This is a genomic window from Phenylobacterium sp. (assembly GCF_041691455.1).
Lineage (GTDB): Bacteria > Pseudomonadota > Alphaproteobacteria > Caulobacterales > Caulobacteraceae > Phenylobacterium.
Genome location: NZ_JBEPUO010000017.1, coordinates 1 through 11,477, shown reverse-complemented (window position 1 = coordinate 11,477; position 11,477 = coordinate 1). Strand labels below are relative to the sequence as shown.

At 68.9% G+C, this 11,477-nt stretch carries 12 protein-coding genes; 4 read left to right on the top strand and 8 right to left on the bottom strand.

All coding sequences use genetic code 11. The annotated features are described in order from the left end of the window. Positions 1-22 precede the first annotated feature (22 nt). The 4 genes from ACESMY_RS16780 to ACESMY_RS16765 are packed head-to-tail and all read right to left on the bottom strand — an operon-like array spanning position 23 to position 3,420. Positions 23-994, bottom strand: a complete 972-nt coding sequence (locus ACESMY_RS16780; protein ID WP_372785761.1) for a Coq4 family protein — start codon at positions 992-994, stop codon at positions 23-25. 9 nt (positions 995-1,003) lie between these two features. Then, positions 1,004-1,291 carry an EF-hand domain-containing protein gene (locus tag ACESMY_RS16775; protein ID WP_372785760.1) on the bottom strand — a complete coding sequence of 96 codons (288 nt, stop codon included), beginning with the start codon at positions 1,289-1,291 and terminating at the stop codon, positions 1,004-1,006. Positions 1,292-1,330: 39 nt separating this feature from the next. Further along, the gene (locus tag ACESMY_RS16770) at positions 1,331-2,293 is read right to left on the bottom strand and encodes a prephenate/arogenate dehydrogenase family protein (RefSeq protein ID WP_372785759.1); all 963 of its coding nucleotides are present in this window, start codon (positions 2,291-2,293) and stop codon (positions 1,331-1,333) included. After that, positions 2,290-3,420: a histidinol-phosphate transaminase gene (locus tag ACESMY_RS16765; protein ID WP_372785758.1), complete on the bottom strand. Its 1,131-nt coding sequence runs from the start codon at positions 3,418-3,420 to the stop codon at positions 2,290-2,292. Before ACESMY_RS16765 ends, ACESMY_RS16770 begins: the two co-directional genes overlap by 4 nt. Positions 3,421-3,605: 185 nt before the next feature. Here ACESMY_RS16765 and ACESMY_RS16760 point away from each other — a divergent pair, with 185 nt between their 5' ends. Next, positions 3,606-5,024: a hypothetical protein gene (locus ACESMY_RS16760; protein ID WP_372785757.1), complete on the top strand. Its 1,419-nt coding sequence runs from the start codon at positions 3,606-3,608 to the stop codon at positions 5,022-5,024. A 7-nt stretch (positions 5,025-5,031) separates the two neighbouring features. Here the strand turns inward: ACESMY_RS16760 and ACESMY_RS16755 are convergent, their stop codons facing one another. Beyond that, the gene (locus ACESMY_RS16755; RefSeq protein WP_372785756.1) at positions 5,032-5,835 is read right to left on the bottom strand and encodes a chorismate mutase; all 804 of its coding nucleotides are present in this window, start codon (positions 5,833-5,835) and stop codon (positions 5,032-5,034) included. Between the two features lie 376 nt (positions 5,836-6,211). On the opposite strand from ACESMY_RS16755, the gene ACESMY_RS16750 reads away from it, so the two are divergent. Together ACESMY_RS16750 and ACESMY_RS16745 are read left to right on the top strand one after the other, a co-directional pair. Beyond that, positions 6,212-6,934 carry a hypothetical protein gene (locus ACESMY_RS16750; RefSeq protein ID WP_372785755.1) on the top strand — a complete coding sequence of 241 codons (723 nt, stop codon included), beginning with the start codon at positions 6,212-6,214 and terminating at the stop codon, positions 6,932-6,934. A gap of 171 nt (positions 6,935-7,105) precedes the next feature. Beyond that, positions 7,106-7,828, top strand: a complete 723-nt coding sequence (locus ACESMY_RS16745) for a hypothetical protein (RefSeq protein ID WP_372785754.1) — start codon at positions 7,106-7,108, stop codon at positions 7,826-7,828. Positions 7,829-8,249: 421 nt separating this feature from the next. Here ACESMY_RS16745 and ACESMY_RS16740 read toward each other — a convergent pair whose 3' ends face one another. Continuing rightward, a complete protein-coding gene (locus ACESMY_RS16740) occupies positions 8,250-8,447 on the bottom strand; it encodes a hypothetical protein (RefSeq protein WP_372785753.1) in 198 nt (65 codons plus the stop codon). A gap of 105 nt (positions 8,448-8,552) precedes the next feature. Then, positions 8,553-10,505 (bottom strand): PAS domain S-box protein, encoded by a 1,953-nt coding sequence (locus tag ACESMY_RS16735; RefSeq protein ID WP_372785752.1) that lies wholly within the window; start codon positions 10,503-10,505, stop codon positions 8,553-8,555. Between the two features lie 285 nt (positions 10,506-10,790). Here ACESMY_RS16735 and ACESMY_RS16730 point away from each other — a divergent pair, with 285 nt between their 5' ends. Continuing rightward, positions 10,791-11,081: a hypothetical protein gene (locus ACESMY_RS16730; RefSeq protein ID WP_372785751.1), complete on the top strand. Its 291-nt coding sequence runs from the start codon at positions 10,791-10,793 to the stop codon at positions 11,079-11,081. A gap of 20 nt (positions 11,082-11,101) precedes the next feature. On the opposite strand, the gene ACESMY_RS16725 is transcribed toward ACESMY_RS16730, so the two are convergent. Beyond that, the coding region (locus ACESMY_RS16725) for a response regulator (RefSeq protein ID WP_372785750.1) at positions 11,102-11,477 on the bottom strand (376 nt) is incomplete at its 5' end.

The following is an 11,477-nucleotide window of genomic DNA, read 5'->3' as shown; positions in this document are numbered from 1 at the left end:
GGTGAATAGAGCCGGACGCAAGCTAGGCGGCGATCCGCAACTGCTCGAAGAGGTCGGCGGGGAAGGGGGAGACGTAAGGGGTGACGCCGAGCCTGGCGCGCACCTCGGCGAGCGGCAAGTCCCAGATGGCCTCCCAGTTGACGCCGAGCAGCGGCGGGGTGCGGCGGCCGTGGGCCCAGGCGGTGAGGATGGTCTCCAGCATCAAGGGGCCGCCCTCCGGCCGCTCGAAGGCGACGCGGGTCAGCACCATGCCGAGGAACATCGAGGAATAGTGGTGGCCGAACTGGGCGAGCTGGAAGGCCGAGATCGCCACCTCATGCAGCGCGGTCGTCCGGTAGCCGGCGACGATGTGCCAGAGGTCATGGCACTGCAGGATGCGGGCGTTGAGGTAGGCGAGCGGGGCCGGCAGCTTGTCGAGACCCAGCGCCTTGCGGTCGAGCACCTCCAGGTCGAAGCCGTTGTCGACGATCAGGCTGTGGAACTCTCCGCCCAGCGAGTCCTTCGGGCAGGCGGCGAGCGCGGCCAGGGTGAACTTCTTCGGATAGCCCTGGGCGACGGCGGCGGGGACGCCCGGATAGGCCAGCGACGCCAGGCCGACGCGGGCCTGCATCTTGGGCGAGATCAGGCCGGTGAGGGCGGCGGTCTTGGTGGTCAGGTTGACCGCTCCCAGGCCCTCGCGCGGCTCGTCGAGCAGCTCCCAGAGCGCGGTCCAGAAGGCCGGCGGGATCCGCTCCGCCTGGTCCGGGGTGGCGATGGCGACCGGGCGCACCCCCAAGGGCTCGCCGAGATAGCCCTCGGCGACCGCGTCATAGACGCCGGGCAGGGTCTCGGGCGCCGCGGCGGCGGCGTGCAGCCAGAGCGCCGAGAGCGCCTTCAGGTCCTGCGGCTTGGGGTCGGCCTTCAGCCGCGCCCCCAGCCCGCGGACCGCGTCCTGCTCGTCAGCGCCATGCGCCGCCAGAGCCTGGAATCCGGCCCGTTCCTGGTCGTCGGCCATGGGCTGCGATCAGCCGCCCTGGCGCTGGCGCATCGCCGCCATGGCCGCGGCCAGTTCTTCGGCGGTGATCTTGCCGTCCTTGTTGGCGTCGACCATGTCGAAGCGTTCGGCGGGACGGCCGGCGGCCACCCACTCGTCCTTGCTGACGGTCCCGTCCTTGTTGGTGTCCCACTGCTTGATGATGTCGGCCGCCGACGGCATGGCGCCGCCGGGCGCCGGGGCGGGTTGCTGGGCGGCCGCGGACGTCGCGCCGATCAGGAGCGCGGCCGCGGCCGCGGTGAGGATGACGAGGCGCATGAGGGAATCTCCCGGTGGGTGTCGCTGACCGATGGGACCCTAAGACTGTTGCGCGTTTGTGTCCGGATCGGCGGGCGCGCGATGGTCGCGGCCGAAGTTCGGCTCGGCGCTTTCCTGACCCGCCGCGATGATCCCGCGGCGGATTTCGCGGGTGCGGGAAAAGAGCTCGAACAGCTTGTCGCCCTCGCCCCAGCGGATGGCGCGCGAGAGCGCCTGCAGGTCTTCGGTGAAGCGGCCGAGCACCTCCAGCACCGCGTCCTTGTTGGAGAGGAAGACGTCGCGCCACATGGTCGGGTCGGAGGCGGCGATGCGGGTGAAGTCGCGGAAGCCGCCGGCCGAATATTTCATCACCTCGCCGCGGGTGACGCCCTCGAGGTCGGCGGCGGTGCCGACGATGTTGTAGGCGATCAGGTGGGGCAGGTGGCTGGTGACGGCCAGCACCAGGTCGTGGTGGCGGTCGTCCATCAGCTCGACGTTGGAGCCCAGCGCGCTCCAGAAGTCGCTCAGCCGCTGGAGGGCGTCGGCGTAGGGCTCGTCGTCGCGGGCCTGGGGCGTGAGGATCACCCAGCGGTTCTGGAAGAGCTCGGCGAAGCCGGCGTCGGGGCCCGACTGCTCGGTGCCGGCGATCGGGTGGCCGGGGATGATGAAGCAGCTTTCCGGCAGCGCCGCGGCCAGCGCCTCGCCGACCGCGGCCTTCACCGAGCCCACGTCGGTGACGGTGGCGCCGGGCTTCATGCCGGGCGCGGCGGCGCGGGCGGCCTCGCCCATGGCCATCACCGGCACGGCGAACACCACCAGGTCGGCGTCGCGCACCGCCTCGGCGGGGTCGGCGGTGACCCGGTCGGCGAAGCCCAGCTCGACGATCCGGGCGCGGGCGGCCTCGGAGGCGTCGGCCACGGCCACCTCGCCCACGGCGCCGGAGGCCCGCGCGGCATGGATCACCGAGGATCCGATCAGCCCGCAGCCGATCACCGCTATCTTCGCGTAGACGGGCGCGGTCATTGGGCCATGAAGTCGGCGAGCGCGTCGACCAGGGCGCGGTTATGCGCCTCCAGGCCAAAGGTGATGCGGATGTGGTCGGGCAGGCCGTAGTTGCCGACGCCGCGCACCAGCAGGCCGCGCGCGGTCAGGAAGGCGTCGGCGTCGGCCGCCGTCCTGCCCGGCGTCTTCGGGAAGCCGACCAGCACGAAATTGGCCGCAGAGGGGCCGACGATGTCGAGACCGAGGCCGCCGAGCTGCTGGGTGAGCCAGGGCCGCCAGGTCTCGGTCAGCTCCAGGGAGGCGCGCTGGAAGTCCTCGTCGCCGAGCGCGGCCACGGCGGCGTGCTGGGCGGCGATCGAGGTGTTGAACGGCAGGCGGATGCGGTCGACCGCCTGGGCGATCTCCAGCGGCGCATAGCCCCAGCCGATGCGCAGCGCGGCCAGGCCGTGCAGCTTGGAGAAGGTGTGGGTGACCACGACGTTGGACGCCGTCCGCGCCAGGTCGAGCCCGTCGTCGAACGTCGGGTCCAGCGCGAACTCGCCGTAGGCCCCGTCCAGCACCAGCACGACGCTGGGCGGCAGCTCCTCGTGCAGGCGGCGGACCTCCGAGAACGGGATCCAGGTGCCGGTGGGGTTGCCGGGATTGGCCAGGAAGACCAGCCGTGTGCGCTCGTCGACGCACTTCAGCATCTCGTCGACGTCGATGCGGAAGTCCGGCTCCTTGGCGCGGCGCACCTCGGCCTGGACGGCATAGGCGCCGATGGCGAAGGCCGCGAAGCCGAACTCGCCCTGGACGATGTTGTCGCCCGGCTCGAGGAAGGTGGTGTTGAGGAGCTGGAACACCTCATCGGAGCCGCAGCCGAAGATCAGCCGCTCGGGCTCCAGGCGGTAGCGCTCGGCGACGGCGGCGCGGACGATCGAGGCGCGCGGGTCCGGGTAGACGTGCAGGCTCTTCCCGGCGGCGGCGTAGGCCTCCTGCGCCTTGGGGCTCGATCCCAGGGCGTTCTCGTTGGCCGACAGCTTGACCGGCTCGGCGATCCCGGGGGCCTTCGACTTGCCGGGCACATAGGCATGGATTTCCAGGATGCCCGGCTTGGGAAGCGGCTTGTCCGCCTTGGAACGGTCGAGGGTCGGGGCGTCGTCGGACATCGTCGGATTTGGCTTTGGTGGGGCGCGAAGGCCGGGCCCGCCTCTTACACGCCGCCCGCTATGCGTCCAAGGCCGGCCTTGGACCTCCGGAGGGCCAGGAGCGCCGGAACCCGGGTAGCAGTTTGACAAACAATGGTACGTCATATTCCCAGGGGCAGCGTACGTCGCGATGGGGGGGGCGAAGTATGTCATCACGCGAATACCCGGCTGCGCGCGAGCGCGCGCCGGCCGACACGACGGTGTCCGCCGCACGCGACCTCCCCCTGGGTCTGGGCGCGATCTTCTTCTGGGCGGCGACGATCTTCTACGGCGCCTGGGAGGTCTGGCGCACGTTCCTGCCGCTGGAAGTCGACTACGACGAGGCCTGGGACGCCTGGAACACCCAAGCGGCCCTCGGCGCGGGGCCGCTCTATCCCGCGCAGGACGCGCTGATCAGCAACAACTATCCGCCGCTCTCCTACTACCTCGTGGGCTTGAGCGCGAAGCTCAGCGGGATCGACTTCATCCTGGCGGGACGGCTCGGCTCCCTGCTCGGCCTCGGCGCCAGCGCCGGCGCTCTGGCGATGATCGTGCGTCAGTTCGGCGGCTCGCGCGTGGCCGCGGCGCTCGGGGCGGGCTGGTACCTGGCGACCATGGTGCGGTCCTGCTCGGGCTTCATCGGCATGAACGATCCCACGCTGTTGGGCCTTGGCGTCATGTCGTGGGCGCTCGTGCTCTTCATCCATCGGTATCGGGCCGGCCGGTCCACCGACATCGCCATATTGCTCATGGTCGCCGCCGGCTTCGTGAAGCACTGCCTGATCGCCACGCCCGCCAGCGTGCTGATCTGGCTGTGGCTGCAGGGCGACTACCGCAAGGCCATGCGGGCGACCCTGGTGGGCGGCGTCAGCGCGGCGATCGGTCTGGCGATCTGCACCGCGGTCTACGGCGGGGCCTTCCTGGAACAGCTGTTCCTCTACAAGCGCCACTTCTATTGGCGCCCGGCATGGCTCGCGCGGCAGACGATCATATTGGCGGTCGCGCTCGGCTGCGGCCTGTTCTGGACCTGGCGGCGGCGCACCAGAGAGGCCGCGTTCGTGTTCATCTTCCTCGTCGCGGCGCTGGCCGTGTTCGTCGGAGGCCGCAGCGCCGGGGCCGTGGGGATCAACGCCATATTCGAACTGATCCTGGCCTGCGCGATCGCCGTCGCCCTGGCGCTGGATGGGGTCGGGACCTGGATTCCCAAGTGGCTCGGCCCCCGGACGGCGAGATGGGGGATCGTGGCCGGGCTGGCGGCGCTCATGCTGCATTCCCACAATGCGAAGGCGCATCTGTTCTGGATCAGCCCGGAGTTTCACCGCGCGACGGCCCGTCAGATCCAGGCCGCCGACGCCGAGGTCGCGCGCGTTCGGGCGCTCCCGGGCCTCGTCTACTGCTCGACGATGACGGTGTGCTATCGGGCGGGCAAGAGCTTCGTCTATGACCAGACGGCCGTGGACGAGCGGGTGTGGTCGGGTTTCTGGACGCGCGCCCAGGTCGATCAAAAGGTCAAAAGCCTGGGCATCGTTACGGCTCCGGGGACCGACGTGGGCGCCTGGAACGCCAGATGCCAGTGCGACGAGTGACGGCGGCCTAGAGGTCCAGCGGCTGCGGAGCCGCGCCGATGACGCCGGAGAGCTTGCCGGGCGCCCGGACGAGCCGCGGGTCGTCGGGCTGGTAGTAGCCGGAGAGCAGGAAGAGCTTCAGCCCGCCGGTCTCGACCAGCAGGGTCGCGGCCACGCCGTCGCGGCTGAGCGCCTGCTCGACGGCCTTGGCGCTCTCGCCGGCGTCGGTCACCCAGAAGGTGTTGTCCGCGCCGGTCGGCTCGACCTCGACCTCGGCCACCGCCAGGGCCGACAACGGGCCCCAGGCGGCGAGGCAGGGCAGGGCGGCGAACACCCGCAGCTTCGGCTCGGCCAGCAGGCGGCCCCACCAGGCGCTGTCGGGGGGGAGCGCGCAGACCGCGACCCCGCCGAGGGCGCGGGCGGCGGCCAACGCGTCCTCCGGCTTGGCGACCTGGCGCAGCGACGGGGCGATCCCGAAGCGCAGGCGGGCGACCTCGACGGCGCGGCCGGCGTCGCGGCCGCCCCAGACGGAGAGGTGGAAGGGTCCCTGCGTCGCCAGGCTGTCACCGATCAGCTCGCGCCAGATGCGCACGATCAGGCCGGGCTTGGCGCCGTTGCGCGGGCCGGCCAGCAGGCGGCGCAGCAGCATGGCCTCGCGCGCCGGGCGCAGGCCGAACTTGCCGCCATCGCCGGCGGCCTCCTTGGCGGCCTTGACCACGTGGGCCAGGCTGGCGCGCTCGACCACCAGGCGCAGCAGGTCGGCGTCGATGGCGTCGATCCGCTTGCGGACCTCATCCAGCGACGGCGGCGGTTGCGGTGTGGCCTCGGCCATTTTCTCCCCCAAAGCGAAGGATCGCGACCTAGGTCATTGCGGCCAGGGGCGCAATAGGCCCGCGCGCCGCAAGAAAGTTGCCAATGAAACCAGATGCGTCGGCAAGGCCGGCGGCGGCTGAAGGTGAACCTTCGCGTTGAGACGGTCGGACGATGGAGTCTCACTCATTGCGGAAGTTTGGCACGTCCGCTTCTGGGCACGCGCCCGATGTCCGCTTTCGACCCTTGTCGGAAGTTCGCAGCGTCTGTTTCCAGGATGACACCCATCACCGCCAAGTCGACCGCTCGCGCAGGTTGCGCGTGATTGACCAGTATCCTCGCGTGGGTTCTCATCCAAGCTGGTCGCGATAGTGAACCAATCAGATTGGATGGCACACATGCTCAAGGTGTTTTTGAAGGCTACGCCATTCGCGATGGTAATTGCTTGTATCTGTAGCGCATCAAGCGCCGCCACTCTGGTTCAATCACGGTCGTGTGCGGGATCGACTGCCTCCGGACCACTCGGGGCGGGCTTCTCAGAGGTCACGTTCAGCTGTCCCGTCACGTTCAACAAGTTTGACGGGGCGTTGGGAATTCTCACGGCCGTTCAGTTGTCTGTCAGCCTGTCCGACGACGTCTCCGTCACAGGCCACAACCCAACGGCGGAATACCAGACCATCGACTTCCAGGGCGACAATCACACTATTCAGGCCGATTTGACGGCGATCTCGGGCTTGCCCGATTACCATATCGGGACAGGGCACAGTGGCGGCCAGCCTACCGTTGTCGCGCCAGGGAGCGACTACACGTTCTCCGAACCTTTCCCCCTTGGTTTTCCGGCTCAGATCTCGTTCGTTGATCCGGCCGGGTTTGTCGGCTCCGGCGCTTTCGAGTTCTTGGGAGTAACCGACCTAAAATTCACTTTCGTGATGAGCGACCCTTCGCTGTCATATGACGTTTTCGCCTCCAACGACTTCAGTGTAGATCTTACCTATTTCTATGCTCCGCCCAGCCCTGTGCCAGAACCGCAAATTTGGATGTGCCTTGTCCTCGGTCTCGGCTTCCTAGGCGTACGGATGCGGTCGCGAAGTCGGCTGATGTTTATGGCGCCTAGGGCCTAAGAGCACCCCAGACCTGCGGCCGGACATTCGGCGCGGCACGCTGAGCATTGGAGGCCTGCCCACAGCCAATGTCTGCTTGCGCCAAGCAACCCAACGTCTGCAACCCACCCGTTGGCGAAGATTGGAGAGTCCGGTTACGGGTAGCTACTGCGTAAACCGCTGGGGGGCGGCATGGACATCCACAAGCCCAAGCCGTGGCACGGCGCGCGCGAGTTCCTGAAGGAATATCTGATCATTGTCATCGGCGTGCTGACTGCGCTGGCGGCGGAGGGCGCGGTCGAGGCCGTGCGCCACCGGCTGGAGGCCAACGAGGCGGCCGAGGCGATTGGCGGCGAGATCGTAAGCGACGTCACCCGCATCCAGCAGCGCGACTTCGCTCACGCCTGCGTGCAGAAGCGGCTGACCGAACTGGAAGCTATCGTGGACGCCGCGACGCCGGACGGGCGCATCCGCGGGCCAAGCTGGGTCGGCCGCCCGCCGCGCTACGCCGTCGAAACCGCGCGCTGGGAGGCGGCCTCGCAGAGCGGCAGGGTGAGCCTGCTGCCGGCGGATCGGCAGTCGCGGCTGGGGTTCCTCTACACAACCCTCCGCTACTACTACGACCTGAACAACGCCGAGCAGCAGACGTGGTCAAGGCTGGACGGGCTTACGGGACTGGATCGGCTGGGGCCGGAAGGGAGGCTTTCCATCAAGGGCGAGATTGAACAGGCGCGGTTCTACGACGGCTCCATGAACCAAGTCGCTGGGCTCCTACTGAGGCGCGCCGCCGCGGAAGGCCTAAGGCCGATGAACCGACACGATCCGGCGTGGGCCATCTGCCTGCCGATCACGGCATCCGCGGCCGAAGCCCGAGCCTCGATGTTCAAGAGCCACGGCGACCACCCGCAACGCTGAACGTCCGCTCCCCACCCGTGGATGACCTCCATCGGGTCCGCTCCTCTCCCAGATGCGGAGCATCGTGGGAGAGGTTGGGAGAGGGCGGCGCCGTCGGCGATTACGGCCGCGTTGTTGAATCAATGGCCCGCGGACGCCGATTTCAGCCAAGGCGTTCGATGCGCCGTCCGCAGGCGGCGCGCTGTGCCGCGCCGGAGCTTGGAGGTGACGGCGACGACCTTTGCCGTGGAGGTCCTCGATCCAAGCGGAGCGCGTGGCCCCAAGCCTCGGCGCCGCCCTCTCCCAACCTCTCCCTCTCGCTTCGCGGGGAGAGGAGCCTCGAATAAAAGGCCGCGTTTGGCGCATCTCGACCTTCGGGCGGCCGAACATCCGCTGGGTACCGCGGCGGACGCGCCCCGCCATCGGGTCAGGGCCCGACCGGTCAGGTGATCAGCCACCGGGTCACGTAGATCTGGGCCTTGCGGGCCAGTTCCGGGGGGCCGGTGAAGTAGAATTCGCTGCCGAAGAAGGTCCGCCGTTCCCGCCACCGCAGCTCGCCGGTGTCTTCCGTCGACAGGGTCTGCCGCAGCAGGTCGCTTTTCTTCTTCGGGACAAACGACACGAAGGTGGCTTCGATCATCTCATCAACTCTTAGCGCCCCCTCGCAGATAGGGCGACGAGTCTCGAAATCCGCCAAGAGATACCGTTGTGACGCTTGTTCATCACAGGCGGACGGTCGCGGGACCTAGCCGGCGTGGGCGTTCGGATCCTGGCCCAGGGCGTTGAGCAGTCCGTCGATCGAATAGGGCTTCTTGAGCAGGAGGAAGCCGTGCGTGCCCTCCTCGGCGATCACATGGCTGTAGCCGCTGGTCAGGATGACCTCGAGGTCCGGCCAGCGCGCCCTGATACTCTGGCCGAGCTCTATGCCGCTGATGCCGGGCATCACCACGTCGGAGAACACCAGGTCGAACTCCGCGGCGCGGTGTTCCAGGAGTTCCAGCGCGGCCTGCCCGTCGCCGACCCAGGTCACCGTCTGGCCGAGTTCGCGCAACAGGCCGGCGGCGAAGTGGCCGACGCCCTGGTTGTCTTCGACGAGCAGGATGTGGCGCACCGGGACCGTCGTCGGATCGACGCTGATGGCCGCCTGCGCCGCCCCGACCTCGGCCAGGGTGCGCGGCAGGTAGAGCGTGAAGGTGGCGCCCTGGCCGAGCTCGCTCCTCACGTCGATCTCGCCCCGCGACTGCTTGGCGAAGCCGTAGACCTGGCTCAGGCCCAGGCCGGTGCCCTTGTCCACCGGCTTGGTGGTGAAGAACGGCTCGAAGATCCGCGCCAGCGTGTCCGGCGGCATGCCGGTTCCGGTGTCGGCGATGTCGATCGCCACGAAGTCGCCGCTCGCCTCGGCGTGGCCGCGCACGGCCGGCACGCCGGTCGCCGAGCGGATGGCGATGGCGATCTGGCCCCCGCGCGGCATCGCGTCCCGGGCGTTGATCACCATGTTCAGGATCGCCGTCTCGAACTGGCTGGGGTCGGCCTGGATGCGATGCGGAACGCTCGGCGCGTCCACCGTGACGGTCACCGAGGAGCCGACCGTCGTGCCGATGATCTGCTGCAGGCCGCGCAGGCGGTCGCCGACTTCGAACACCTCGGGCTGCAGCGGCTGGCGCCGCGCGAAGGCCAGGAGCTGACCGGTCAGCACGGCGGCGCGTTCGGCCGTCTCGGCGATCGCCTCGACGTAACGCACGCGCTTCTCCTCGCTGAGGTTGGGGCGGCGCAGAAAGTCGGCCGAGGCGCGGATCACCGTCAGCAGGTTGTTGAAGTCGTGGGCGACGCCGCCGGTGAGCCGGCCGATCGCCTCCATCTTCTGGGCCTGCACCAAGGCTTCGCGCGCGCGCTCGATCTCACGCTCGGCGTTGCGCTTCTCGGTGACGTCGCGGGTGATCTTGGCGAAACCGAGCAGCTGACCGCGGTCGTCGTGGATCGGGTCGATCAGCACATTGGCCCAGAAGCGTTCGCCGTTCTTGCGCACCCGCTCGGCTTCGCCTTCGAACTTGCCCTCCCGCAGGGCGGTTTCGAGGGCGTAGGCCGGCTTGCCGGCCGCCCGGTCCTCCGGCGTATAGAACAGCGAGAAATGGCGGCCGACGATCTCGCCGGCCTTGTAGCCCTTGATGGCTTCGGCCCCGGCGTTCCAGTTGGTGACGTTGCCCTGCGGGTCGAGCATGTAGATGGCGTAGTCGCGGACCCCCTGGACCAGCAGGCGGAAGGCCCGCTCGCTCTCCGCCAGGGCCCGGTCGGCGGCGCGTTTCTCCGAGACGTCCCGGGTGATCTTGGCAAAACCGATCGTCGTACCGTCCGCGGCGATCACCGGGTCGATGACCACGTGGGTCCAGAACCGCGTGCCGTCCTTGCGCAGCCGCCAGCCTTCCGACTCGAACCGCCCCTCGCGCGTCGCCGTCTCCAGCGCCCGCTGCGGCAGGCCGGCGGCGCGGTCCTCCTCGGTGTAGAACACCGAGAAGTGCCGCCCGACGATCTCCTCGGCGGTGTAGCCCTTGAAGAGCTGGGCGCCGGTGTTCCAGGTGGCGACGCGGCCATCGGCGTCCAGCAGGTAGATCGCGTAGTCCTTCACCGCCTCGATCAAGAGCTGGAATCGCTCCGCCTGGGCGAGATCGGTGAGCTGTCGCGGCGGTGGGGGCTTGGACATCGGGACGCCTGAGTACTCTGTCCTGGCCAGGCTGCCGGCCAGGTCGCACGGTGCAGGAGATTTGACTAGCACGTCATCTGCACCTGCGCGCGCCGTCGCGACGTCAGCAACCTGCCACGCCCTGCTGTCGGATCAAGCGCTAAAGTCGGCGTGGGCCCGGGTGCGCCGCAACGTGAAGAGAAGGCCCCTCCGGCCCGCCAGAGTTCGCAAATAAAGGCGGCGGCGCAGCTTGGAACAAGCCTTCGGTCAGTTCGTTGAGCCCACGCAAAACGAAAGGGAGATCGAATGAAAAACCTGCAGAAGACCTTGGCGGCCGGCGCGTTCATCGCGTCCGTAGCCGGCGGCGCGCTGGCGCTTTCCGCGACTTCAGCCTCGGCCGACGTGGCCTGCAACCGCTACGGCGAATGCTGGCGGGTGGCCGAACGCTACACGACCTATCCGACCAACCTGGGCGTGGTGTTCCACGACGACGCGTGGCGCCAGCACAACCGCCATGGGCGCTACCACTGGCGCAAGGATCGCAGCGACGACCACGGCTACTATTCGCGCGGCCACTGGAACCGCTTCGACAAATAAAGAGGGCTGAAGAGCCGGCGTCAGGCCGCGGCGACAGCCGCGGCGGCGTCGGCGGCTTCGCCGAGCGCCTCCTGCAGGGCGGCCAGCAGGTGTTCCGGCTTCATCGGCTTTTCGACGACGCCGTTCATGCCGGCGGCGAGGTAGCCCTCGGCGTCTTCCGGCTCGGCGTTGGCGGTGAGGGCGATGATCGGCACCAGGCCCGGCGGGCCCGGCAGGGCGCGGATGGCCTTGGTGGCGGCCACGCCGTCCATCACCGGCATCTTGATGTCCATGAGGATCAGGTCGAAGCGTCCGGCGCGGGCGGCCTCGAGCGCCTCGGCGCCGTCGTTGGCGCTTTCGCTGGTGCAGTCGAACATCTCGCACAGCGCCTGGGCGACCATGCGGTTGGTGGCGTTG

Bases quoted from the DNA above. Each gene is read 5' to 3' on its own strand.
- ACESMY_RS16760 (WP_372785757.1), top strand. From the start codon at position 3,606: ATGTCATCACGCGAATACCCGGCTGCGCGCGAGCGCGCGCCGGCCGAC.
- ACESMY_RS16755 (WP_372785756.1), bottom strand. From the start codon at position 5,835: ATGGCCGAGGCCACACCGCAACCGCCGCCGTCGCTGGATGAGGTCCGC.
- ACESMY_RS16765 (WP_372785758.1), bottom strand. From the start codon at position 3,420: ATGTCCGACGACGCCCCGACCCTCGACCGTTCCAAGGCGGACAAGCCG.
- ACESMY_RS16730 (WP_372785751.1), top strand. From the start codon at position 10,791: ATGAAAAACCTGCAGAAGACCTTGGCGGCCGGCGCGTTCATCGCGTCC.
- ACESMY_RS16780 (WP_372785761.1), bottom strand. From the start codon at position 994: ATGGCCGACGACCAGGAACGGGCCGGATTCCAGGCTCTGGCGGCGCAT.
- ACESMY_RS16745 (WP_372785754.1), top strand. From the start codon at position 7,106: ATGGACATCCACAAGCCCAAGCCGTGGCACGGCGCGCGCGAGTTCCTG.
- ACESMY_RS16750 (WP_372785755.1), top strand. From the start codon at position 6,212: ATGCTCAAGGTGTTTTTGAAGGCTACGCCATTCGCGATGGTAATTGCT.
- ACESMY_RS16775 (WP_372785760.1), bottom strand. From the start codon at position 1,291: ATGCGCCTCGTCATCCTCACCGCGGCCGCGGCCGCGCTCCTGATCGGC.
- ACESMY_RS16740 (WP_372785753.1), bottom strand. From the start codon at position 8,447: ATGATCGAAGCCACCTTCGTGTCGTTTGTCCCGAAGAAGAAAAGCGAC.
- ACESMY_RS16735 (WP_372785752.1), bottom strand. From the start codon at position 10,505: ATGTCCAAGCCCCCACCGCCGCGACAGCTCACCGATCTCGCCCAGGCG.
- ACESMY_RS16770 (WP_372785759.1), bottom strand. From the start codon at position 2,293: ATGACCGCGCCCGTCTACGCGAAGATAGCGGTGATCGGCTGCGGGCTG.